Below are 23,603 nucleotides of genomic sequence, written 5' to 3' on the forward strand. Positions count from 1 at the left end.
GAGCGACGTGAACGAGAGCAATATTGACTGGATCCTGGCCATCGCCTGTTTTCTGGCTGGCATCGGTATCGGCGCCTTGTGCTACCACCTCCTGAATGCCAACGTGGCCCGCAATCAGAAGACCCGCCAGAAGCTGGCGGAGCGTGAGCTGGAACTGACCCAGTTCCGTGACGCCCTGAATGATCATTTCTCCAAGGCCAGTGATCTGACGGATCAGATCCAACGTGCCGGCAACGAGCTGCGCCAGCACCTGGCCAGCGGTGCCTCTTCACTGTGCGATGACAGCCAGCTCAAGCGCCGCCTGCTGGATACTGACACCACGCTTGAAGAAGACATGGGCGAGAAGGTCGACCTGCCACGTGACTATGCCGACAATCGCGGCACGCTGTCAGAGGATTTCGGTCTCAAGCCACAACCCGCGGAAGGCGAAGCGCAGAGCGCCAACCCGCCGCGCATCTGAGCAACCTCCGCCTGCCGTGAGTTCCCTCACGGCCATTGGATACGACAACGGCCACCTTCCAGGGGTGGCCGTTGTCGTTGGCAAGGATCACTCAGGCCGTCACAGGGCGACCATGAGCTGACTCAAGCAGGGTTGTCGATATCCACGAAGCGATGCTCGACGCCATGCTCGGCCGCCAGCCACTCGCCCAGCGCCCGAACCCCATCGCGCTCGGTCGCATGATGCCCTGCCGCCAGGTAGGTCACCCCCTCTTCGCGCGCACTGTGCGTGGTCCGCTCCGAGATCTCACCGGAGAGGAAGGCATCGACTCCCGCCTCGATGGCCAGACCGATATAGTCCTGCGCCCCTCCCGTGCACCAGGCAATGCGCTTGATCGGCCGATCATGCCCGGCGATCACGAGCACCTCTCGCCCCAGACGACGACTGAACTCGGCCCCCAACGCGGCACTGTCCAGCTCACCGCCTGCCGCAAGCTCATCTGCGAGACGCCCGACATGCACCAGTCCACGCCCGGGGACGCCATCCAGGCATCCTTCACTGACCAACCCCAGGCGCTCGGCCAGCTGGACATTGTTGCCCAGCGTCGGATGGGCATCCAGGGGCAGGTGATACGCCGCCAGATTGATGTCGTTCGCCAGCAGTGTCTTGAGGCGACGGCGCTTCATGCCCGTGATCCGAGCGGGTTCGTTCTTCCAGAAATAGCCGTGATGCACCAGCACCATATCCGCCTGCCATGCCACGGCTTCATCCAGCAGCGCCTGATTGGCGGTAACGCCCGTCAACACTCTGCGGACCTCGCGCCGCCCCTCGACCTGAAGTCCATTGACGGTGTAATCCTTGAAGGCCTGCGCCTCCAGACAGCCATCCAGCGCCTCGACCAGCACGTCACGATCAGCCATTGAGCCTCCAGCAGTCAGATTCATCGAGTGTTACACTGGCTGCCATTGTAACGGCGCAGCCTCACCATGTAAGCGCATGGCAGCTTCGCCGGGTACCGAGACATGGGTGACACGTCTTGAGCACGTCATCAATCTTCCTCTTCACCCTCCGCCTGCCAGCAGCAACCCTGCGGATGCCGACCGCCCCACGGCGGTTGCCCTCAGGAAAGCTGACGGCCCGGCAGGACCACGGATCATTCACCAGGACTCCTGATGCCTCAGACGCGACGCCCCCTTCGCAGTTCATTGCTCCCCCTTCTCTGGCCAGTGGTCACCGGGGTATTGCTTGCCATCGTGGTGCTGGATCGCTTCCCTGAACTTGGACATTCCGAGCCGGCGCCCGAGGTTGGCCAACAGGGCGGCCAACAGGGCGGCCAACAGGGCGGCCAACAGGGCGGCGCGATCGTCTCTCGAGATCAGCAGGTGTTGCCATCTCCCGCCTTGACCCTCTCCGCCGAACAGCGCGAGGAATCCGCCAATCCGGTACTGCGCGAAGCGCCGCCACTGCAGCGCAACAGCGGGCCGGCCAGCTACCAGACCGCCGTGGACGCCGCCGCCCCCGCCGTCGTCAACATCTACTCCTCGCGCAAGATCGAGGACGACAGCAAGCACCCGCTGATGTCCGACCCCTTCTTCAACCAGTTCTACGGGGAAAATGCCTTGCGCAGCCAGCGCATGCTGTCGAGCCTGGGCTCCGGCGTCATTCTCTCGAGCGACGGCTATATCCTGACCAACAACCATGTCATTCAGGGCGCGGACCAGATACAGGTCGCCCTGCGTGATGGCCGCGAGACACTGGCCAAGGTGGTCGGGGTCGACCCCGAGTCCGATCTCGCGGCGCTGAAGATCGATCTTGAAGATCTGCCGACGGTGGCGATCGCCGACTCGACCCAGGTCCACGTCGGGGATGTCTCGCTGGCCATCGGCAACCCCTTCGGAGTCGGTCAGACCGTCACCATGGGCATCATCTCGGCCACCGGACGCAACCATCTTGGCCTGAATGCCTACGAGGACTTCATCCAGACCGATGCCGCGATCAATCCCGGCAACTCCGGTGGAGCGTTGATCAATACCGATGGCTCACTGGTCGGCATCAATACTGCCATCTACTCCCGCTCCGGTGGCTCGCAGGGCATCGGTTTCGCCATCCCCGCCAACCTGGCACGTGACATCCTCGAATCACTGGTCGATCACGGCCGGGTGATTCGCGGCTGGCTGGGCCTGGAAGTCCAGGAGCTGACGCCGTCGCTGGCGCACTCCTTCGGCTTGAGCGCTCCGCAAGGCGTGGTGGTCGCCGCCGTGCTGCGGGATGGCCCCGCGGCGCAGGCCGGCCTGCGTCCCGGTGACATCCTGACGGCAGTCGCCGGCAAGCGCCTGATCGATGCACGCCTTGCCATGGCCGACATCGCCGCGGTCAAGCCGGGCGACACCCTGCAACTCAATCTGTTGCGGGATGGCAAGCCCATGGAGGTCAGCGTCAAGGTCGGTGAGCGGCCGATTCCCGACAGCACGCCCTCTCCTGCCGCCGCAGCTCCGGGCGTCTCATCCCCCGGCTGACAATGGCCGCCGGACTGGCCAACGGCTTTCACGCAAGAACCAGAGCCAGAACCAGAACCAGAACCAGAACCAGAACCAGAACCAGAACCAGAAAAGCCCGCCACGGAAACCGTGGCGGGCTTTTTCATGCTCATGAACTACACCATGCTCATGAACTACACCATGCTCACTCGATGATGCGATTCTCGGCACTACGGGCGTGAGCGGTCAGCGACTCACCCCGCGCCAGCACCGATGCGGTACGCCCGAGGATGGAGGCACCTTCGGCCGAGCACTGGATCAGCGAGGAGCGCTTCTGGAAGTCATAGACCCCCAGCGGCGAGGAGAAGCGCGCGGTACCGGACGTCGGCAGCACATGATTCGGGCCGGCACAGTAATCGCCCAGTGCCTCGGAGGTGTGGGAGCCCATGAAGATGGCGCCCGCATGGCGGACACCTTCGACCCACGCTTCCGGATCCGCCACCGACAGCTCCAGGTGCTCCGGCGCGATACGGTTGGTCAGTTCCAGCGCCTGCTCCGGCCCGCTGACGCGAATCAGGGCGCCACGCTCGCGCAGCGAGGTCTTGATGATCTCGGCACGCTCCATGGTCGGCGCGAGACGTTCGATTGACGCCTCGACCGCAGCGAGGTGCTCATCATCCCAGCTGATCAGGATCGCCTGGGCATCCTCGTCATGCTCGGCCTGCGAGAACAGGTCCATCGCCAGCCAGTCCGGATCGGTCACGCCATCGCTGACCACCAGAATCTCGGACGGTCCGGCGATCATGTCGATGCCGACCTGACCGAACACCGCCCGCTTGGCAGTGGCCACATAGATGTTGCCGGGACCGACGATCTTGTCGACGCGCGGCACCGTCTCGGTGCCATAGGCCAGTGCCGCGACGGCCTGGGCGCCGCCGATGGTGAAGACCCGATCGATACCCGCCAGGTGAGCCGCGGCCAGCACCAGTTCATTGACCACGCCATCGGGGGTCGGCACGACCATGATGATCTCGCGCACACCGGCGACATGCGCGGGGATCGCGTTCATCAGCACGGAAGAGGGATAGGCGGCCTTGCCTCCCGGGACATAGATGCCAGCGCGATCCAGCGGCGTGACCTTCTGCCCCAGCAAGCTGCCATGCTCATCCTTGAAGGACCAGCTTTCCGGCTTCTGATGCTCGTGATAGACGCGCACACGCTCCGCCGCGACCGCCAGTGCCTCGCGCTGATCCGCCGGCAGATCGGCGTAGGCCTTTGCCAGACGTTCGGCGTCGATCACCAGCTCCGACATGCTGGAGACACTCAGACGGTCGAAGCGATTGGAAAACTCCACCAGCGCGGCATCGCCTTCCTGCTTGACGCGCGAAAGGATGTCGGTGACACGATGCTGTACCTCGGCATCGGACACCCCCTCCCAGGCCAGCAATGCATCCAGGCGGGCAGTGAAATCGGTATCGCGGCTATCGAGCCGGTTGATCAGGGTATCCATGCGAACCTCTTGTCATGTCATTGGCAGTGAGGGCTGAGCCGGACGGGCGCTGCTGCCAGATCGTCTCTGCGATCTTGAGTGATGTCGTTGCTGACGAGTCCCGCCGCGTGACACGAGGCCGGGACCTGGTCATTCATGCGTCGCGACGTGCTTCCACCGCCTGACGCAGGCGGTCGATCAACGGCTTGAGGCGATCATGCTTCATGGTCATGGCGGCCTTGTTGACCACCAGACGCGTGCTGATGTCGGTGATCAGCTCACGCGGCTCCATGCCATTGGCACGCAGGGTATTGCCGGTATCGACGATATCGACGATCTCATCGGCCAGATTCATCAACGGGGCCAGCTCCATCGCGCCATACAGCTTGATGACTTCAGCCTGGATGCCCTGTTCCGCGTAGTAGCGACGCGCGACATCGACGAACTTGGTGGCGACGCGACGACGCGCGCCCTGCTGCTGCTGACCGACAACCCCGGCCGTCATCAGACGACAGGCCGCGATCTCCAGATCCAGAGGCTCATAGAGACCTTCGGCGCCATGTTCGAGCAGCACGTCCTTGCCGGCGATGCCCAGATCAGCCGCTCCCAGCTGCACATAGGTCGGCACATCGGTGGCGCGAATGATGACCAGCTTGACGTCAGGCAGGTTGGTATCGAAGAGCAGCTTGCGGCTCTTGTCCAGATCTTCCAGCGGTTCGATGCCGGCATCCGCCAGCAGCGGCAGGGTTTCCTTGAGGATACGCCCCTTGGAAAGGGCGACGACCAGTTGCTTGCTCATGGGGTATTCGCCCGTGCTTGTGCGTAAGAATTCAGCAGACGCTGCCGACCTGCGATGGCCGGCAGCGCATGGAGGCAGGACTCGGCTCAACCGGCGGAGCGGCGGATGATCACGCCCAGCCCGGAGAGCTTCTCCTCGATGCATTCATAACCACGATCGATGTGGTAGATGCGATCCACCATGGTTTCGCCATCGGCGACGATGGCCGCGATCACCAGCGAGGCCGAGGCACGCAGGTCCGTGGCCATCACCGGGGCGCCCGACAGGCGCTCGGTACCGGTCACCACCGCCGTGTTGCCTTCCAGGGCGATGTGCGCGCCCATGCGGTTGAGCTCCTGCACGTGCATGAAGCGGTTCTCGAAGATGGTCTCGATCACGGTACCGGTGCCTTCGGCCACGGCATTCAGCGCCACGAACTGGGCCTGCATGTCCGTGGGGAATGCCGGATACGGCGCCGTACGGATATTGACCGCCTTCGGACGCTTGCCCTGCATGTCCAGCTCGATCCAGTCATCCCCCGTGGTGATGGTGGCACCGGCTTCTTCCAGCTTGGCAAGCACCGCATCGAGGGTATCGGCGCGCGTGCGGGTGACGCGCACCTTGCCACGCGAGGCCGCTGCCGCGACCAGGAAGGTACCGGTCTCGATGCGATCAGGCATCACGGAGTATTCGCAACCGTGCAGCCTCTCGACCCCTTCGATGACGATGGTATCGGTGCCGTGGCCGGTGATCCTGGCGCCCATGGCGATCAGGCATTCGGCCAGATCGACGACCTCCGGCTCGCGTGCCGCGTTCTCGAGCACGGTGCGCCCATCGGCCAGGGTCGCGGCCATCAGCAGATTCTCGGTACCCGTGACGGTCACCACGTCAAAGACGATGCGAGCGCCCTTGAGGCGGCCACCCGGCGCCTTGGCACGGATGTAACCGTTCTCGACCGAGATCTCCGCGCCCATGGCTTCCAGGCCACGGATGTGCAGATCCACCGGGCGCGAGCCGATGGCGCAACCGCCCGGCAACGAGACTTCGGCACTGCCGAAGTGAGCCAGCAGCGGGCCCAGCACCAGGATCGAGGCGCGCATCTTCTTGACCAGCTCGTAGGGCGCATGACAGTGCTCGACCTTGGAGCCGTCCAGCTGCACGGTCATGTTGTCGCCCATCACCGGCTCGACTCCCATGCGCCCGAGCAATTCCAGGCTGGTGGTGATGTCTTGCAGGTGCGGCAGATTGCTGATGGTCACGGGACCTTCGGACAGCAGTGTCGCTGCCAGGATGGGCAGGGCCGAATTCTTGGCACCACTGGCCCAGACTTCCCCGTTGACCGGCCCGTTGCCGGTGATAATCAGCTTGTCCATGAAATGTTCCGATCAGCTCTGGGCGTTGCCGACGGCAGCATCGTACTGCGCCGGGGTATAGGTACGAATGCTGATGGCGTGAAGCGCGCCAGAGCGAATCTCGTCATTGAGTGCGGCGTAGACCAACTGCTGGGCCTTGACGCGACTGAGGTCAGCGAAGACCTCGCCCACGGCGACGACCTGGAAGTTGCATCCTTCACCCTGGATATGAAAATCGACGTTCTCGATTCGAGCCTCGAGCAGGGCCTTGACATCATTCGGTTGCATGACGGGCGATGACTCCTTCGCGGTACATGTCCGGGCCAGGCACATTACGCTGCGCTTCGACCTGGGAGATATGACCGCACATGGTAATCAAAAGCGCGCGGGAACGCGATTGGCGGCAGCCTCCTGCCTCCCACGTTCCCGCGCGCAGTGGTGGTGATCGAGCGGCTGGGCAGCCCGGCCGGAGCACGATCAGACAGCATCGACCTCAGGGCGAGGCGCCGAATCCGACGCCTGACCCGTGGCCTCCAGTCCCGGCAACAGGACATCGAGGCCAGAGACGGAGGCCAGACGCTTGAGCGCAGGCGATAGACGCAGATGCGTGACATGCCCCGAATGGCGCGCCAGATGACGCTGCCACTCCAGCAGGACACTCAACGTGGCGGTGCTTGCGCCACCGACGCCACAGAGATCGATCTCGATGCCCTCTGCATGCTGCCCGAGCCACTTGCAGCCCACTTCGGCGAGCTCGGAGGCGTGATCGAAATCCGGCTGACCGCTCAGCGTCAGGCAGCCATCGCCGGCGCTCAGGGTCACGTCATCATCATCGAAGAGTGTTTTCATGGTCATATCGCCAGTGGTCAGGCTCAGCTGTCGCTGTCGCCCGCGCTCTCCCCGCTGTCCTTTTCCAGGTCGACATCCGGCTGCCAGCCCTGGATGACGGCATCGATATCACGGCCATTGTCACGCATGGCCTGGTCGAACTGATTGCGGAAGGTCAGGCCCAGATTGACGCCATTGACGATCACGTTGACCACTTTCCACTCGTCATTGCGCAGACGCATGGAATAGGCCACCGGGTACACCTTGCCCTTGGTGTCGATCACGTCCATGTAGACGGTGTCCTGATCTTCATAACGACGCTCGCCTTCACTGTCCTTCACTTCGAGCTTGGCGTAGTCAAAGCTCACCAGGCCCTTCGCGTAGGTACCGATCAGGGTGTCATGGAAGACCTTGGAGAATTCGGTACGCTGTTCCGGAGAGGCACCCTTGAAGTACTTGCCCATCACGCTTGCCGCGATGTAGCGGTAATCCACGACCGGCTCGAGGGAGTTGTCGACCAGCGCTTCCAGCTCGTCGACGTGATCCTTGTAATAGCTTTCGCGGCTGTCGATCTTGGTGGTCAGGCCTTCGACGGTATCACGCAGCAGCACGTCCGGCTCCTGGGAAGCGGCAGAGGCCAGCGGGCTCATCGCCATCATGGCAGACAGGCTCAATACGCTCAGTGGGCGAATCAGCTGCTTGAGGATATGGGTCATCGGATTTGCTCCTTGAAAATGTGCATCGCGCCAACGGCGAGTCAGGTCTGCGTCAGCTCTTCGAGAAATTGGAGACGAACTGCTGAATCAACTCTTCCAGTACCAGTGCCGACTGGGTATCCCGGATGGTGTCGCCATCCTCCAGCGTTTCCGGATCCCCCCCGGTGGTCAGGCCGACATATTGCTCGCCCAGCAGACCGGAGGTCAGGATGGCAGCCGTGGTGTCCTTGCTCAACTTGCCCTTGAGGCTGCTGTCCAGCTTCATCGTGACACGGGCGTCAAACCACTTGGGATCCAGCTCGATCTTCTCGACACTGCCGATCGCCACGCCCGCCATGGTCACCTTGGACCGCGGCTTGAGGCTTCCTATCCCTGAAAAGTTGGCATTGAGCACGAAGGTGTCATCCGCCTGCTGGAAGGTGACGCCACTGACGCGCAGCCCGAGGAACACCATGCCCAGAAAACCGGCAAGTACGAACAGGCCCACGCCGAACTCGACCATGCGGGTACGTTTCATCCAATATCTCCAAACATGACGGCTGTGAGGACGAAATCGAGTCCCAGCACCGCCAGCGATGAATAAACCACAGTACGTGTGGTCGCGCGTGAAATGCCTTCCGAGGTCGGGATCAGGTCATAGCCCTGGAAGACAGCGATCCAGCTCACCACCAGCCCGAAGACCAGTGACTTGACGACGCCGTTCATGACATCCCCGACGAAGTCGACATTCGATTGCATGCTGCTCCAGTAGGCCCCTTCGTAGATGCCGAGCCAATCGACACCCACGAGCTTGCCACCCAGAATCCCCACGACGCTGAAGCCGATGGTCAACAGCGGCAGGGACACGAAACCGGCCCACAGCCGCGGAGCGACGATCCGCTTGAGGGGATCCACGCCGATCATTTCCATGCTGGTGAGCTGCTCGGTCGCCTTCATCAGGCCGATCTCGGCCGTCAGGGCAGAGCCGGCGCGCCCGGCGAACAGCAGCGCCGCCACGACCGGGGCCAGCTCGCGCAGCAGCGACAGCGACACCATCTGGCCAAGCGCCTCCTCAGCACCGAACCCGACCAGAATGGTATAGCCCTGCAGGGCCAGCACCATGCCGATGAACAACCCCGACACCAGCACGATCGCCAGTGACAGCACGCCGACGAAGTGCATCTGACGCACCCAGAGGGAGAACCCCTCACGGGATGGCAGGCCGACGCCCGCCTGCGCCAGCAGCATGCCGGCGCGTCCGATGGCAGAGATCACCTCGATGGTGCTGCGCCCCAGCGAGGTGATGGCCCCCAGCGGGCCACGATTCAGACCGCTCATGCTGATTGCCCTCTCTGTGAAGTGCCACTGGCCGCTTCTCTGCCATCGAGAATGTCGCCGGCGAAATCCGGCGCGGGATAGTGGAACGGCACCGGTCCATCCGGCTTGCCGTGGATGAACTGGGCCACGCGCGGGTCCGCCTCGGCGTTCAGGGCTTGTGGCGTGCCCTGCGCCATGACCTTGCCATCGGCGATCACATAGACGTAATCGGCGATGGTCAGCGTCTCCTTGATATCGTGGGAGACCACCACCGCCGTCATGCCCAGCGCATCGTTGAGGCGACGGATCAGATTGACCAGCACGCCCATCGAGATGGGGTCCTGACCGGCAAAGGGCTCGTCGTACATGATCAGGTCCGGATCCAGTGCGATGGCGCGTGCCAGCGCGACACGCCGCGTCATGCCACCGGAGAGCTCGGCGGGCATCAGTTCACGCGCCCCACGCAGCCCGACGGACTCGAGCTTGATCAGCACGATGTCGCGGATCATCGCCTCGGGGAGATTGGTATGGACTCGCAACGGGAAGGCCACGTTCTCGAACACGCTGAGATCCGAGAACAGCGCACCACTCTGGAACAGCATGCCCATGCGACGACGCATGCGGAACAGTTCGCGCCGCGACAGGGCATGCACATGGTGACCGGCGATATCCACACGCCCGGCGGACGGGGTCAACTGCCCCCCGATCAGCTTGAGCAGCGTCGTCTTGCCGGTACCGGAGGGCCCCATGATGGCGGTGATCTTGCCACGCGGAATCTTCAGGTCTATCCCGGAGAAGATCTCGCGCTCTCCACGGGTGAAGCGCAGGCCTTCGACACGAATCAATGCGTCGTCGAGGTCGATGTCAGCGGAGCCACGGCGAGAGGATGGCGATGCATCAGCGCCGGCCGCAGCGGTCGCTGTAGCAGCCTGACCGGGTAATTCAGTCATAGAAGCATCCGCTGTGAGGGAGTCACGACACTGGCCATGGGCAATCCGTCGCCTGGCACTGTGCCGCGAGTCCGAATCTTGGAGTTCATGGATCACGTCATTCGGGAATCAAGTTAGTTAGCGAACATCGTATCCGAACCCGCCCCCTCACTACCAGTCCGTTGCAGGGTCCATCGCATCCCGCAGATGCGATCCCTTGCCTTGCAATGCCTTGGGGGGATGCGTTTAATGGCGCGGTCACTGGCGACAAGCCGCTGCCCTGCCTCCTGCCCCGAGAGTTCCGATGCTATATCCCATCCTCGCTGTCATCCTTGGCCTGATAGGTCTTGTCTGGAGCGCCGATCGCTTCGTCGAAGGCGCCGCCGCTACCGCATGGCGAGCTGGCATGAGCAAGCTGCTCATCGGGATGACCATCGTCTCCATCGGCACTTCGGCGCCGGAGATCGTGGTCTCGATCATGGCCTCACTTGACGGCACCCCCGACATCGCCACCGGCAATGCTCTGGGGTCCAACATCGCCAACATCGGTCTGGTGCTGGGCGTCACGGCGCTCATCGCTCCCATCCCGGTGCATTTCGGCCTGGTGCGCCGTGAACTGCCGCTGCTGCTGGCCGCGACGGCACTGGGGGGCTATGCCCTCTCCAACAGCGGGCTCGAGCGTCTGGATGGCATCCTGCTGCTGGCACTGCTGGTGTTCACGCTTGTCTGGCTGTTCAAGGTCGACTCGCCGAGTGACGCCGAGAGTCAGGATGACGTCCCCGAGATGAGCGCCGGACGCGCCATCTTCTGGCTGCTCTTCGGACTGGCGGTGTTGATCGCCAGCTCACGCGCGCTGGTCTGGGGCGCCACCGATATCGCCCAGGCACTCGGCGTCCCCGAACTGATCATCGGCCTGACCGTCATCGCCATCGGCACCAGCCTGCCGGAGCTCGCGGCCAGCGTGGCCAGCGCACTCAAGCGCCATCACGACATCGCCATCGGCAACGTCATCGGCTCCAACCTCTTCAATATCCTGGCCGTCCTGCCGGTACCGGGCCTGCTGGCACCGGGGCCGGTGGATGGCAGCGCCATCAGTCGCGACTACCCGGTGATGCTCGGTCTGACCCTGATGCTGGCCGCCCTGCTCATCTGGCAGCGTCGCGGCCGCATCGGCCGTGGTCCGGGGCTGGTGCTGCTGGCCTGCTACCTCGGCTACACGGCCTGGCTTGCCATCAGCCTGACTCGCTGACGCCTGTAGGCGGACAGGCCGGAACGATCAGGCCATCCGCCCCATGTCAGCATCACGCCCGAGGCGTTGCAGCGCGTGAGTGACGCCTCTCTCACGTACCTTGAGTCCTGGCCACACACAGGCAACAATCTGAACATGACCAAGTCCTCCAGAATCCAGCCCGCCACCTCCGACATGTCTTCCACTGCCGATGATTCGCCCTCCAGCGGCCGCGATCACGCCGCCATGCAGGCGGATTTCCGCGCCAGCGCCCGACGCACCTTCGCGATCGAGGGCGCCGCCATCGCGGCACTGGAGCACCAGCTGGATGCAGAGTTCGATCATGCCTGCCAGCTGATGATGGCGACCAAGGGCCGGGTGATCGTCACCGGCATGGGGAAATCCGGCCATATCGCCAGCAAGATCGCGGCGACTCTGGCCAGCACCGGCACGCCGGCGTTCTTCGTGCATCCCGGCGAAGCCAGCCATGGGGATCTCGGCATGATCACCTCGTCGGACACGGTGCTGGCACTGTCCAATTCCGGTGAAACCGCCGAAGTCACCGCCCTGCTGCCACTGCTCAAGCGCATGGGGACGCCGCTGGTCTCGATGACCGGCAAGCCCGGCTCGACGCTCGCGCGTGATGCAGACGCACACCTGGACACCAGCGTCGCCCAGGAGGCCTGTCCGCTGAATCTGGCACCGACGGCCTCCACGACCGCCGCACTGGTGATGGGGGATGCGCTGGCCGTGGCACTGCTGGAAGCCCGCGGCTTCACCGCCGAGGAGTTCGCACTCTCTCATCCCGGTGGCAGTCTGGGGCGGCGACTGCTGCTGCGCGTCCAGGACGTCATGCATCAAGGCGATGCCCTGCCACGCGTGGCGCTGGGCAGCCCACTGCGCGATGCGCTGCTCGAGATCACCCGCCAGGGCATGGGGTTCACCTGCGTGATCGACGAGGACGAGCATCTGGTCGGCGTCTATACCGATGGGGATCTGCGCCGCACCCTGGATCAGCACGGCGATCTGCGGGCGCTCAAGGTCGATGACGTCATGACGCGCGGTGGCAAGACCATCCGTTCCAGCATGCTGGCCGCCGAGGCGGTGCGCATCATGGAAGAAAACCGCATCAGCGTTCTGGTAGTCTGTGACGAGGATGAGCACCCGATCGGCGCCATCCACATGCACGGCCTGCTGGCCAGCGGCGTGATCTGAACTCCCCCGCGGGATTGCTGTCTCTGCACGACAGTCCCGTGAGTCTGGCGAGGGCAGCACGCAACCGTTGGCGGTCGTCGCCTACAGGAATGCGTCACGCATGCACGGAATGCGAGGAGAAAGACCATGAATGACATCACTTCCCTGGCGGAGGACTACCCCCAGGACATCATCGACCGCTCACGTCGCGTGCGCCTGCTGGCGCTGGATGTGGACGGCGTGCTGACGGACAACCGGCTGCACTACGATGCCAATGGCGTGGAAACCAAGAGCTTCCACGTCCAGGATGGCCACGGCCTCAAGCTGATCCTGCGCAGCGGTATCCGAGTCGCCTTGATCACGGGTCGCAGCTCGCCGATGGTGGAACGTCGCGCCAAGGAGCTGGGTATCCAGGACGTCATTCAGGGCCGCGAGGACAAGCTGGTCGCGCTGACCAACCTGTGTCGCGAGCACGATATCGCGCTGGATGAGGTGGCCTACTGCGGAGATGACCTGCCGGATCGCGAAGCCATCCGTCGCGTCGGTCTGGGGGTCAGCGTTCCCAACGCCATGCCCTATGTGATGAGTGAAGCCAACTGGGTGACCACTCGTCAGGGCGGTGATGGTGCCGTGCGCGAGATCTGTGATCTGCTGCTCAAGGCACAGGGCCACTGGGCCTCGGTGCTGGATACCTATCTGCAGGAGTCGCGCGCCTGATGCCACGTCTTCCCCGTCCCTCTCCGCGCCTGTGGCTGATGCTGCTGCTCCTGCTGGTCGGCGGCGTCATGGCCCTGATCGAGCAGCGCAACAGTCTGGAATCGACAGTGGATGTCGACGCCAGCAGTGATGAGCCGGATTACTATCTCGACGGGGCTGACATGACGCGCTTCGATGCGCGGGGAGTGTCGATCCAGTCGATGACCTCCCCGCACATCGAACACACGCCAGGCGATGACGTGACGCGTGCGCAGGCACCGAAGATCCGGACCAACGACAGCGAAGACCGTCGCTGGTACGCCACGGGTGACAGTGGCGTGTTGAGCGCCGGCGGCGACACCTTCACCCTCGAGGGCAATGCCAGACTGCGCCAGCCTTCGGACGCCTGGACACTGGACACCGACGTGCTGCATTACAGTCGTGAGCAGAACCGTGCCTGGAGTGACGTGCCGGTGGTGATCACCCAGAATGGTCAACGCGTCGAGAGTGACCGCTTCAGCGCTGACCTCTCTCAGGATTCCGCCCAGCTGGAAGGCCGCGTCCGCAGTACCCTGCAACCCGGCAAGGGCAAGAGCGATGCCGCCCGGGAAGCCGAGACTCTCGACACCGGCAATGACACCACCCGTGACGATGATGGCCGCGTCTCCAGCACCTTCGATGCCGCACCGGCCCAGGATCAGTGAGCGCGCCCCTGCATGCGCCGAATCCTCTCTCCCCGATTTCCGCTTCACGATGGCCTGAGTGATCGTGAAGCCTTACCAGTTCTGCCAAGGAGCACTCCATGACTTCAACGACTCTCACGCCCTTGACGGTCTGGCGCCAGACACTCAGACCCGGTGTCATGGCCCTTGGCCTGGCACTTGGCATGACGACGCTTTCCCCGACCGCACTGGCGCTGGACAGCGATGCCAACCAGCCGATCAACATTGCCGCCGACTCACTGTCACTGGATGACAAGGCCGGCACGGCCACCTATACCGGTCGCGTGGAAATGCGCCAGGGCAGCATGAAGCTGGATGCCGCGCGCGTGGACATCAGTCGCGCCGACAGCGGCGAGATCTCCCTGGTCAAGGCCACCGGCCAGCGCGCCTACATGGAGCAGAAACCCGATACCGACGAGCGACTGGTCAAGGGCTGGGCGAATACCATTCGCTACCACGCGCTGGAGCGCCGGGTGGAACTGGTCGGCGATGCCCGCCTGGAGAAAGGCGATGACACCTTCGAAGGTGGCTACGTGGAATACTTCCTGGACAAGCGCCAGGTCAATGCCAGCAATGGCACCGATGCCTCATCCTCCGAGGGGTCACGCGTCCACATGACCCTGACGCCACGTGGCGCCAATGCCAGCAAGGATCAATGAGCATGACTGCTGCCAGCCCACGTACCCTCAGCGCTCGTCATCTGGCCAAGGCCTACAAGGGTCGCAAGGTCGTCAAGGACATCTCGCTGGAAATCCGCCAGGGTGACATCGTAGGCCTGCTGGGCCCCAACGGGGCCGGCAAGACGACCTCGTTCTACATGATCGTCGGCCTCGTGCGCTCGGATGCCGGTAGCGTGACCATCGATGACCACGACCTGTCCGGCGCCGCCATGCACCAGCGGGCTCGCGCCGGCATCGGCTATCTGCCCCAGGAAGCCTCGATCTTCCGCAAGCTCTCGGTGTCCGACAACATCATGGCGATCCTCGAGACGCGCAAGGATCTGGATCGCAACGGACGCAAGGCACGCCTGGAGGAGCTGCTCAACGAGTTCAGCATCACGCATATTCGTGACAGTGCCGGCATGAGCCTTTCCGGCGGGGAGCGCCGCCGCGTGGAGATCGCTCGCGCACTGGCCACCGAGCCAGACTTCGTGCTGCTAGATGAGCCGTTTGCCGGCGTGGACCCCATCTCGGTGGGCGAGATCAAGAGCATCGTGCGCCAGCTGCGTGACCGCGGCATCGGGGTGCTGATCACCGACCACAACGTGCGCGAGACACTCGACATCTGCGATACCGCCTACATCGTGGGCGATGGTCAGATCATCGCGCATGGCGACGCCGACACCATCCTCGCCAACCAGCAGGTGCGTGATGTCTACCTGGGCCATGAGTTCAAGCTCTAGCCCGAGAGTGCCGTCAGCCTGGTGAGAGCCGTCAGCCTGACGAGAGCCGTCCGACCTCTTCTGCTCTCACCAGCACCCTCCAGCACCCGCCACTTCCTGCTTCACTGTCGGGGCCTCGTTCCCCGCCCCCTCACGCAAGCGCCTCGACATGCGCTTGCGTGATCTCCCCGTGAACCTTCCTGCTCTGCCACACCTCACTCGAATGCATGACGTCCATACCACCTTGGTGGCAACATGGCATGCAAGTTGCTTGAATATTCTCGACTGCCCCTTGTCAGTGCCCCGACCCACGGTATAGCGTAGATGCACGTTCCTTTGCCGTGAATGACAGACCCCATGAAACCCACCTTGCAGCTTCGACTCGGCACTTCCCTGACCATGACCCCGCAACTTCAGCAAGCGATCCAGCTGCTGCAGTTGTCGACGCTGGACCTGCGTCAGGAGATACAGCAGGCGCTCGAGTCAAACCCCATGCTGGAGCTTGACGAGGAATACGAGTCGCTGGATGTCGCGGAGACACAGGACAAGAGCGAGATCTCCACCTCCGAGACCAACAGCGAGATTCCTGAAGAATACCCTCTCGACAGTGACTGGTCGGACCTCTACCAGGATCACGCAGGCAGCCTGACCAGTTCCGGCAGCGGAAGCTCGAGCGAGGACGGGCCGGACTTCGATCGCAACACCAGTGTCGAAAGCCTGCAGGACCATCTGCGCTGGCAGCTGGCGATGACGGACCTCGATGCGCGTGAACGCCAGATGGCGGAGAGTCTGATCGATGCGGTGGATGGGGCCGGCTACCTGAGCATGAGCCTGGACGAACTGGTCGATGGCCTGCGAGGTCAGGGACTGCCCGGCCTCAAGGCGTCGGAACTCGAGCAGGTCCTGCTGCGCCTTCAGCAGTTCGATCCCACCGGTGTGTTCGCTCGAGACCTGCGGGAATGCCTGCTGCTTCAGCTGGCCCTGCTGCCGGACGATCTGCCACTGCTGGCCCAGGCCCGCCGTCTGGTGCGGCAATTCCTCGAGGCACTGGGCAATGACGATCGCAAGCTGCTCAAGCGTCGCCTGAGCCTGGATGATGATGAGCTGGATCACGTCATTCGTCTGGTACGGGCGCTCGACCCGCGCCCAGCGTCCGCCTGGGGCGAGCCTGCCAGTGATTACGTCATCCCGGACCTGCTGGTCCGTCATACGCGTCACGGCTGGCAGGTCGAGCTCAACCCGGAAGCGCTGCCCAAGCTGCGTATCCAGCCGGAATATGCCGCCCTCATCAAGCGGGCCGACAAGTCCGCGGACAACACCTTCCTCAAGGACAATCTTCAGGAAGCCCGCTGGCTGATGAAGAGCCTGTCCTCACGCAACGACACCCTGCTCAAGGTGGGCCGCGAGATCATGGCGCGCCAGATCGACTTCCTCGAGCAGGGGGAAGAAGGCATGAAGCCGCTGATCCTCGCCAACATCGCGGAAGTGGTCGAGATGCACGAATCCACCATCTCGCGGGTGACCACCCAGAAATATATCCACACCCCGAGAGGCGTGTTCGAACTCAAGTTCTTCTTCTCGAGTCAGGTGGGTGGCAGCGGCAACGGTGACGCGCACTCCAGCACCGCGATCCGCGCGCGCATTCGCAAGCTGATCTCGGAAGAACCGGCGCGCAAGCCATTGTCCGACTCACGCCTGGTGGATCTGCTGGCCAGTGATGGCATCGAGGTAGCGCGCCGGACGGTCGCCAAGTATCGCGAGGCCATGGGCATCCCCTCCTCCAGCGAGCGCAAGCGCTTGGCGTGAGTCTCGATAACGGATACCCGCAAGCCAGCGGGCTCCACACGTCGGAGCGCTGAAGCTCGCCCCCTTGCACCTGCCATCCTGGCATCATCTGCCAATCGGTCGTCTGAATACCGGTTGGCAATGCCTGTCCTTGCGACTGCGTGAGTGACTTCACGCCCCCAATTGCCTATTTTTCCTGCCACTTTTCTCCAGAGTGCTTTCTTTTTCCCTCACATCCCACGGACAGATAGCCAGGGGTCGCCACCGACTCCTGCCACACGAACGTCGACGTAAATGCTGACATTGGCCACAAACGGCCGGTTTCTCGAGCCCCATTCCGTCCGTGATGCGAGGCGATGCTCATGAAGAACCTGCTGATATCCCTCGCTGGGTTGAAGACAAGCCTTGCCCCACGATGCAGCGCAGCGTTGATCTTTGTTCAAAGCTTGGGCATTGTCGGGGTAGACGCTCGGTACACCGGCACCGCCGCTCTCGCCAGCAGATGATCGCCACGAGACCATGGCCGGAGTCAGAAAGTGGCCGCGCGTTCAATCAGGGTTTGCTCGCAGTCAAAAAGGGTTACAATTCAAAGGCAACCCGCTGGATAAAGGAGCGTGTCCATGCAAGTGAATATCACCGGGCATCATGTGGAACTCACCGATCCTCTCCGCGATTATGTCAACGAGAAGCTCGCTCGCCTCGAACGGCATTACGACAACATCACCAATGTTCAGGTGACACTGTCGATCGAGAAGGAACGCCAACAAGCTGCCTGCACCCTGCACGCCGCTGGCGCCGACCTCCATGCCCTGGCAGAAGACCCCAACATGTACGCTGCCATCGACGCGCTCGCCGACAAGCTGGACCGCCAGCTGGTCAAACACAAGGAAAAGTCCCAGGCTCGCTCTCAGGGCACCGGGACCCGTTGACCTTCTGCCATGACACTTGATCAGATTCTTCCCCCCGAGCGCACGCTCTACGGCGTCCCCGGGGGGAGCAAGAAGCGGGTGCTGGAATTCTTCAGCACCTTCATTGCTCAGAACATTCCCAGCCTGGACAGCCAGGAAGTCTTCTCGCGCCTGATCGGGCGCGAGAGACTGGGTTCGACGGGTATCGGCCACGGCGTGGCCGTGCCACATGCACGCAGTCCACACTGCAAGACCCCCATCGCGGCGTTCATGAAGCTCGGTGACCCCATCGACTTTGACGCCATCGATGGCGAACCCATCGATCTGCTGTTCGTGCTGCTGGTCCCCGAGGAGGCAGATGACACCCATCTCACTCTGCTCGGCCAGGTGGCGGAACTGCTCAACTCGCCCACCAACCGGGCAGCATTGCGCCAGGCAGACAGTCAGCGAGCATTGTTCGATGCCCTGACCTCGGCCATCGCCGAATTGCCGGCGCGCTGAACCTGCAAGCCCGGACTCGCTCCGGGCTTGTCGCTGACTGGCCTCAGGCACCCTCCGCTTTCACCTCATGCTGACCTCGCCCTGGGAGAGCACTCCATGAAGATCGTGATCATCAGTGGTCGCTCCGGTTCCGGCAAATCGATTGCCCTCCAGGCGCTGGAAGACATTGGCTACTATGCCATCGACAATCTGCCCGGCATGCTGCTGGCACCATTGGTCGAGCAGCTGGAAAAGGACAGCCCCACCCGCCGGCGCATCGCGGTCTCCATTGACGCGCGCAACCTCCCCGATGCCCTGAGTCGCTTCCCTGAACTGCTCGACAGCGTTCGTCAGAGCGGCATGGATGTGCAGGTCGTCTACCTGACCACGGACTCCCGTGTCCTGCTCGAACGCTATTCCGCGACCCGCCGCCGTCATCCGCTGACCCGCGACAATGACCGCACGCTGGCCGAGGCCATCGAGATCGAGCAGCAGACACTGGCCCCGATTCGTCAGAAGGCGGATCTGGTCATCGACTCGACCAACCTCAGCGTGCATGACCTGCGCTCGCGCATCACCGAACAGGTCGCACAGCACAGCTCTCGTCATCTGACACTCACCTTCGAGTCCTTCGGCTTCAAGCATGGCGTGCCGACCGATGCCGACATGGTGTTCGATGCCCGCTGCCTGCCCAACCCCTACTGGGACATCAATCTGCGCAGCGATACCGGTCGTGATGACAGCGTGGCGGAATTCCTGCAGCGCTACCCGGACGTCAAGGCAATGCAGGATGACATCGCCGGCTGGCTGGAACGCTGGCTGCCCGCCTATCAGGCCAGCAATCGCAGCTACCTGACCGTTTCGGTGGGCTGTACCGGTGGCCAGCATCGCAGCGTCTATCTCTGCGAGCAGCTGGCCGAACATTTCGCCAAGCAGCTTCCTGAGGTGCGTCTACGCCACCGGGAACTGGGGATCCATACGGCCCTGGCGATCAGCGATACCCGTCAGGAGTCACACGATGCCCAGTCGTGAACTGGTTCTGACCAACAAGCGCGGGCTGCATGCTCGCGCTGCCACCAAGCTGGTCAACTGCTGTGCGCCCTTCGAGGCCACGGTCATGGTCAGTCACGGTGAGCGACGCGCCAACGCGGCCAACGTCATGGCGCTGCTGATGCTGGCAGCCCCGTGTGGCACGGCGCTGATCATCGATGTCGAGGGCGAACAGGCAGATGAGGCCCTGTCTGCGATCGAGTCCCTGTTCGAGGCGCGCTTCGAAGAGGAAGAATGACGCCGCCGCACGCCGTCTGACATCCCCCGCCCGCCGGCTTTCTGCCACTTTTTCCGCGCTGATTGCCCTACCGATAAGAAACAGTGTTTTCTTTTGTCGACGCGCCCCCCTGCGCCAATGGTAGAATCAACGCTGTCCTTCATGTCGACAGGGGAAGCCGACAGATGAGCAAGACGTCACGCAAACTCAAGCCAAGACTTGATCGCCTGTCACAGGCACTGGAAAGTGGCGAGCTGGATCAGGCAAGGCGCATGCTGAATCGCGGCCTGGCACCGGTGGACGTGGCCCACTTGCTGGAATCCTCCCCCCCCAAGGAGCGCAACCTGCTCTGGGAGCTGGTCGACGCCGAACTTCAGGGCGATGTGCTCCAATACCTTGGCGAGGATATCCAGAGCGACTTCCTCAAGGACATGGATGCCGAGGACGTCCTGGCCGCCACCGAGAATCTGGAACCGGATGATGTCGCCGACATCCTCCAGCGGCTTCCGAATGCCGTGATTCTCGAAGTCCTCGACTCCATGGAGGCGCAGGAACGCCAGCGGGTCGAGACGGTGCTGTCCTATCCCGAGGACACTGCCGGCGGCTTGATGAACACGGACACCATCACCATCCGTCCGGACATCACCCTGGATGTCGTGTTGCGTTACATCCGCCGTCACGAGCGACTTCCCGATTCCACCGACACTCTGCTGGTCGTCTCGCGCCGCGATGAATTCATCGGCGCCCTGCCCATCAACCGCCTGCTGGTCTCTGACCCCGGTGTCACGGTGCGCGAGGTGATGGATACCGACAGCGTGGTGATTCCGGCATTGATGCCGGAGAGCGAGGTCGCCTCGCTGTTCGAGAAGCATGACCTGATCTCGGCGCCTGTCGTCGGCGGTGATGGCAATCTGCTCGGGCGCATCACCATCGATGACGTGGTCGACGTCATCCGCGGCGATGCCGAGCACCAGGTCATGTCGATGGCGGGGATGGACGAGGATGAAGATACCTTCTCCCCGGTGATGCGCACCTCCTGGCGTCGCGCCATCTGGCTTGGCATCAACCTGCTGACCGCCTTCATGGCGTCCGCCGTGATCGGGATGTTCGAGGGCACCATCCAGAAGATCACCGCGCTGGCGGTCCTGATGCCCATCGTCGCCAGCATGGGCGGCATTGCCGGCTCACAGGCACTGACGGTACTGATTCGCGGCATCGCACTGGGACACGTCAAGAGTGGCAACGTGCGCTGGCTTCTCAAGCGCGAAATCATCGTCGCGGGGCTCAATGGCCTGCTGTGGGCGGTGGTGGTCGCCGGGATCGCCATCGTCTGGTTCGGTGATGTCCAGCTGGGGGCCATCATCGGTGCCGCCATCATGATCAATCTGTTGATCGCGGCCGTGACCGGGACATTGCTGCCGATACTGCTCAAGAAGCTCAATATCGACCCGGCCCTCTCCGGCAGCGTGATCCTGACCACCGTGACCGACGTGATCGGCTTCATGGCCTTCCTGGGCCTGGCGACCTGGCTCTACCTGTAATCACGCCAGGAGAGTCACGCGTCATCCGGCAGCCTGCAGAAACGAAGACGGCCGCTCCCCCAGGAGCGGCCGTCTGTCTTTTCACGAAGGATGATCTCTAGCTCAATCTTCCAGCGCGTCTTCCTCACCTTCCGACATGCCCGCGACGGTCATGCCACCGATCAGCCAGCTGCCAGAGTGGATGCTGCCCCGGGTATCGACATCATCACCGACCGCCAGCAGGTTGGCGGCCATGTCACGCAGATTGCCGGCGATCGTGAACTCCTCGACCGCGTGCTGGATCTCGCCATTCTCGACCCAGAAGCCCGAAGCGCCACGTGAGTAGTCACCGGTCACGCCGTTGACGCCCTGCCCCATCAGCTCGGTCACCAGCACGCCGGTGCCCATCTGCTTGAGCATCTCGTCACGGGAGGTCAGTGGCGCGATGATGCGCACGTTGCGCGCGCCGCCCGCGTTGCCGGTGGTCTGCATGCCCAGGCGACGAGCACTGTAGGCGCTCAGCATGTAACTCTGCACCTTGCCGTCGGCAAAGTAGACATTGTCACGCGTGGCGACACCGTCGTTGTCGAAGGCGGCACTCGACATGCCACCCACCTCACGCGGCTTCTCGCCGAGGGTGAACCAGTCAGGGAACAGCGGCTGACCCAGGCTGTCGCACAGGAAGCTGGACTCACGATACAGCGAACCACCCGCGATGGCGGACAGATAGTGCCCTACCAGGCCTGCCGACATCTGCGGGTCGAACATGACCGGCATACGCCCCGTCGCCACCTTGCGCGCGTTGAGGCGTGCCAGCGTGCGGCGTGCAGCCTCACGCCCCACATCCTCCGGGGAGCGCAGGTCGGCCGGGTTGCGCACGCTGGTGTAGTCATAGTCACGCTGCATGCCCTGTTCATCCCTGGCGATCAACATGCAGGACATCGAGTGTCGGCTGCCGCACTGACTGGCCAGGAAACCGTGGCTGTTGCCGTAGACCTGCACACCTTCCCCACTGGAGAAGCTGGCACCTTCGGATTGCGCGATGCCTTCCACTTCCAGTCCGGCACGCTCACACGCCAGCGCCAGATCCGTCGCGTCATCGACGCTGATCGCCCAGGGGTGATGCGCCTGAAGGTCCGGGAAATCGGTGGCCATCAGTTCGGCCGGCGCCAATCCGGCAAAGCTGTCCTCGCCGGTGTAATGAGCGATGGAGACCGCTTTCTCGACCGCGGCACGAATCGAGTCGCTACCGGCGTCGGAAGAGGTCGCGCTGCCCTTGCGATTGCCCAGATACACGGTCACGCCGATCCCCTGGTCACGCGACAGCTCGACGGTTTCGACTTCTCCGTCACGCACCGAGATGCTGACGCCCTGATCGACGCTGGCGCCCACCTCACAGGCATCGGCTCCCAGACTGCGGGCCAGCTCGAGCGCTTCGCTGACGCGGCGCTCCAGCAGTTGTTGCTGAGCAACGGCATCAAAGGCCTGGCTCATGTTGTTCTCCTTCTGAGGAGACGGGGCGCTGGCAGTGCTATACTGCCGCAAATTTCCCCGACTCGTTGGAATTGGCATGCGTAAAGAAAGACCTGAGGAGCTCGTCGAGCGTCCCAGCAAATCCCAGATGAAGCGTGAAATGATCGAGCTTCAGGCCCTCGGCAAGAAGATCATCGACATGCCGGCCGGTCAGCGCGCCAAGTTCCCGCTCTCCGATGACATGCTGGCCGCCATCGATGAGTGCGGACGCATTCGCAGTCATGAAGGCCTGCGCCGTCACATGCAGTACGTCGGCAAGCTGATGCGCAAGGAAGACCTCGAGGCCATCAACGCCGTCTTCCAGAGCATGGAGCAGCAGAGCATCCGTCGGGATGCCTCCTTCCAGCGCCTGGAGCGCTGGCGCGATCGCCTGATCGAGGACGACGAAGCCTTCGTGATCTTCGTCGAGGACTACCCGGAGGTGGACCGCCAGGCACTGCGTCAGCTGATCCGCAATTCACGCGCCGAGCGTGATGCCGGCAAGCAGCCCAACAGCGCCAAGAAGCTCTTCAGGCTGCTGCGTGCCGAGCTCGATCTGTAATTCTGACACCTCACGCTTCATCGACGCCGCCGCGGCCCTGCCAC

General features: G+C 63.1%; 26 protein-coding genes. 15 read left to right on the forward strand and 11 right to left on the reverse strand.

Features of this window, described 5'->3' with window-relative positions; all coding sequences use genetic code 11:
• The first annotated feature begins 7 nt into the window (after positions 1-7).
• Positions 8-460, forward strand: coding sequence for a DUF1043 family protein (locus QD228_RS01965; protein ID WP_077371632.1), 453 nt, complete (start codon positions 8-10; stop codon positions 458-460).
• 122 nt (positions 461-582) lie between these two features.
• On the opposite strand, the gene QD228_RS01970 is transcribed toward QD228_RS01965, so the two are convergent.
• Entirely contained in the window at positions 583-1,359 is a 777-nt protein-coding gene (locus QD228_RS01970; RefSeq protein ID WP_084209220.1) for a Nif3-like dinuclear metal center hexameric protein, read from the reverse strand.
• Between the two features lie 252 nt (positions 1,360-1,611).
• On the opposite strand from QD228_RS01970, the gene QD228_RS01975 reads away from it, so the two are divergent.
• Entirely contained in the window at positions 1,612-2,955 is a 1,344-nt protein-coding gene (locus tag QD228_RS01975) for a Do family serine endopeptidase (protein ID WP_279874264.1), read from the forward strand.
• Between the two features lie 166 nt (positions 2,956-3,121).
• On the opposite strand, the gene hisD is transcribed toward QD228_RS01975, so the two are convergent.
• The 9 genes from hisD to QD228_RS02020 all read right to left on the reverse strand — a co-directional run bounded on the left by hisD (position 3,122) and on the right by QD228_RS02020 (position 10,325).
• Positions 3,122-4,426, reverse strand: coding sequence for a histidinol dehydrogenase (gene hisD / locus QD228_RS01980; RefSeq protein WP_077371622.1), 1,305 nt, complete (start codon positions 4,424-4,426; stop codon positions 3,122-3,124).
• A 133-nt stretch (positions 4,427-4,559) separates the two neighbouring features.
• A complete protein-coding gene (gene hisG, locus QD228_RS01985; RefSeq protein ID WP_077371619.1) occupies positions 4,560-5,204 on the reverse strand; it encodes an ATP phosphoribosyltransferase in 645 nt (214 codons plus the stop codon).
• 86 nt (positions 5,205-5,290) lie between these two features.
• Positions 5,291-6,556 carry a UDP-N-acetylglucosamine 1-carboxyvinyltransferase gene (gene murA, locus QD228_RS01990; RefSeq protein WP_077371616.1) on the reverse strand — a complete coding sequence of 422 codons (1,266 nt, stop codon included), beginning with the start codon at positions 6,554-6,556 and terminating at the stop codon, positions 5,291-5,293.
• A 12-nt stretch (positions 6,557-6,568) separates the two neighbouring features.
• Entirely contained in the window at positions 6,569-6,823 is a 255-nt protein-coding gene (locus QD228_RS01995; RefSeq protein WP_077371613.1) for a BolA/IbaG family iron-sulfur metabolism protein, read from the reverse strand.
• 189 nt (positions 6,824-7,012) lie between these two features.
• The gene (locus tag QD228_RS02000) at positions 7,013-7,384 is read right to left on the reverse strand and encodes an STAS domain-containing protein (RefSeq protein ID WP_279855188.1); all 372 of its coding nucleotides are present in this window, start codon (positions 7,382-7,384) and stop codon (positions 7,013-7,015) included.
• 23 nt (positions 7,385-7,407) lie between these two features.
• On the reverse strand, positions 7,408-8,079 hold the full coding sequence (locus QD228_RS02005) for an ABC transporter substrate-binding protein (RefSeq protein WP_279874266.1): 672 nt from the start codon (positions 8,077-8,079) through the stop codon (positions 7,408-7,410).
• Between the two features lie 52 nt (positions 8,080-8,131).
• The gene (mlaD, locus tag QD228_RS02010; RefSeq protein ID WP_077371603.1) at positions 8,132-8,596 is read right to left on the reverse strand and encodes an outer membrane lipid asymmetry maintenance protein MlaD; all 465 of its coding nucleotides are present in this window, start codon (positions 8,594-8,596) and stop codon (positions 8,132-8,134) included.
• A complete protein-coding gene (gene mlaE, locus QD228_RS02015; protein WP_077371600.1) occupies positions 8,593-9,396 on the reverse strand; it encodes a lipid asymmetry maintenance ABC transporter permease subunit MlaE in 804 nt (267 codons plus the stop codon). Before mlaE ends, mlaD begins: the two co-directional genes overlap by 4 nt.
• Positions 9,393-10,325 (reverse strand): ATP-binding cassette domain-containing protein, encoded by a 933-nt coding sequence (locus QD228_RS02020; RefSeq protein ID WP_077371597.1) that lies wholly within the window; start codon positions 10,323-10,325, stop codon positions 9,393-9,395. Before QD228_RS02020 ends, mlaE begins: the two co-directional genes overlap by 4 nt.
• Positions 10,326-10,608: 283 nt before the next feature.
• Between QD228_RS02020 and QD228_RS02025 the strand changes: the two genes are divergently transcribed.
• The 12 genes from QD228_RS02025 to mgtE all read left to right on the forward strand — a co-directional run bounded on the left by QD228_RS02025 (position 10,609) and on the right by mgtE (position 21,506).
• Positions 10,609-11,553, forward strand: a complete 945-nt coding sequence (locus QD228_RS02025) for a calcium/sodium antiporter (RefSeq protein ID WP_084209224.1) — start codon at positions 10,609-10,611, stop codon at positions 11,551-11,553.
• A 225-nt stretch (positions 11,554-11,778) separates the two neighbouring features.
• Positions 11,779-12,747, forward strand: coding sequence for a KpsF/GutQ family sugar-phosphate isomerase (locus QD228_RS02030; protein WP_077373096.1), 969 nt, complete (start codon positions 11,779-11,781; stop codon positions 12,745-12,747).
• Between the two features lie 126 nt (positions 12,748-12,873).
• The gene (locus QD228_RS02035) at positions 12,874-13,443 is read left to right on the forward strand and encodes an HAD hydrolase family protein (protein ID WP_084209225.1); all 570 of its coding nucleotides are present in this window, start codon (positions 12,874-12,876) and stop codon (positions 13,441-13,443) included.
• On the forward strand, positions 13,443-14,126 hold the full coding sequence (gene lptC / locus QD228_RS02040; RefSeq protein ID WP_084209226.1) for an LPS export ABC transporter periplasmic protein LptC: 684 nt from the start codon (positions 13,443-13,445) through the stop codon (positions 14,124-14,126). The genes QD228_RS02035 and lptC overlap by 1 nt, the downstream gene beginning before the upstream one ends.
• Positions 14,127-14,224: 98 nt before the next feature.
• A complete protein-coding gene (lptA, locus tag QD228_RS02045; protein WP_240499585.1) occupies positions 14,225-14,803 on the forward strand; it encodes a lipopolysaccharide transport periplasmic protein LptA in 579 nt (192 codons plus the stop codon).
• Positions 14,800-15,546 (forward strand): LPS export ABC transporter ATP-binding protein, encoded by a 747-nt coding sequence (gene lptB / locus QD228_RS02050; protein ID WP_077371586.1) that lies wholly within the window; start codon positions 14,800-14,802, stop codon positions 15,544-15,546. Before lptA ends, lptB begins: the two co-directional genes overlap by 4 nt.
• 336 nt (positions 15,547-15,882) lie before the next feature.
• Positions 15,883-17,331, forward strand: coding sequence for an RNA polymerase factor sigma-54 (locus QD228_RS02055; protein ID WP_077371583.1), 1,449 nt, complete (start codon positions 15,883-15,885; stop codon positions 17,329-17,331).
• Between the two features lie 599 nt (positions 17,332-17,930).
• Positions 17,931-18,239 (forward strand): ribosome-associated translation inhibitor RaiA, encoded by a 309-nt coding sequence (gene raiA / locus QD228_RS02060; RefSeq protein WP_043332555.1) that lies wholly within the window; start codon positions 17,931-17,933, stop codon positions 18,237-18,239.
• 9 nt (positions 18,240-18,248) lie between these two features.
• Positions 18,249-18,719 (forward strand): PTS sugar transporter subunit IIA, encoded by a 471-nt coding sequence (locus QD228_RS02065; protein WP_084209227.1) that lies wholly within the window; start codon positions 18,249-18,251, stop codon positions 18,717-18,719.
• Positions 18,720-18,815: 96 nt separating this feature from the next.
• A complete protein-coding gene (gene rapZ / locus QD228_RS02070) occupies positions 18,816-19,730 on the forward strand; it encodes an RNase adapter RapZ (protein WP_077371578.1) in 915 nt (304 codons plus the stop codon).
• Complete coding sequence (locus QD228_RS02075) at positions 19,717-19,986, forward strand: HPr family phosphocarrier protein (protein ID WP_077371575.1); 270 nt, start codon at positions 19,717-19,719, stop codon at positions 19,984-19,986. Before rapZ ends, QD228_RS02075 begins: the two co-directional genes overlap by 14 nt.
• Before the next feature lie 164 nt (positions 19,987-20,150).
• The gene (mgtE, locus tag QD228_RS02080) at positions 20,151-21,506 is read left to right on the forward strand and encodes a magnesium transporter (protein WP_077371573.1); all 1,356 of its coding nucleotides are present in this window, start codon (positions 20,151-20,153) and stop codon (positions 21,504-21,506) included.
• A gap of 102 nt (positions 21,507-21,608) precedes the next feature.
• Here mgtE and pmbA read toward each other — a convergent pair whose 3' ends face one another.
• Positions 21,609-22,979, reverse strand: a complete 1,371-nt coding sequence (gene pmbA, locus QD228_RS02085; protein ID WP_279874269.1) for a metalloprotease PmbA — start codon at positions 22,977-22,979, stop codon at positions 21,609-21,611.
• Between the two features lie 76 nt (positions 22,980-23,055).
• On the opposite strand from pmbA, the gene yjgA reads away from it, so the two are divergent.
• A complete protein-coding gene (gene yjgA, locus QD228_RS02090; RefSeq protein WP_077371567.1) occupies positions 23,056-23,559 on the forward strand; it encodes a ribosome biogenesis factor YjgA in 504 nt (167 codons plus the stop codon).
• Positions 23,560-23,603 lie beyond the last annotated feature (44 nt).

This window comes from Cobetia sp. 3AK (genome assembly GCF_029846335.1).
In the GTDB taxonomy this organism is placed as follows: domain Bacteria; phylum Pseudomonadota; class Gammaproteobacteria; order Pseudomonadales; family Halomonadaceae; genus Cobetia; species Cobetia marina.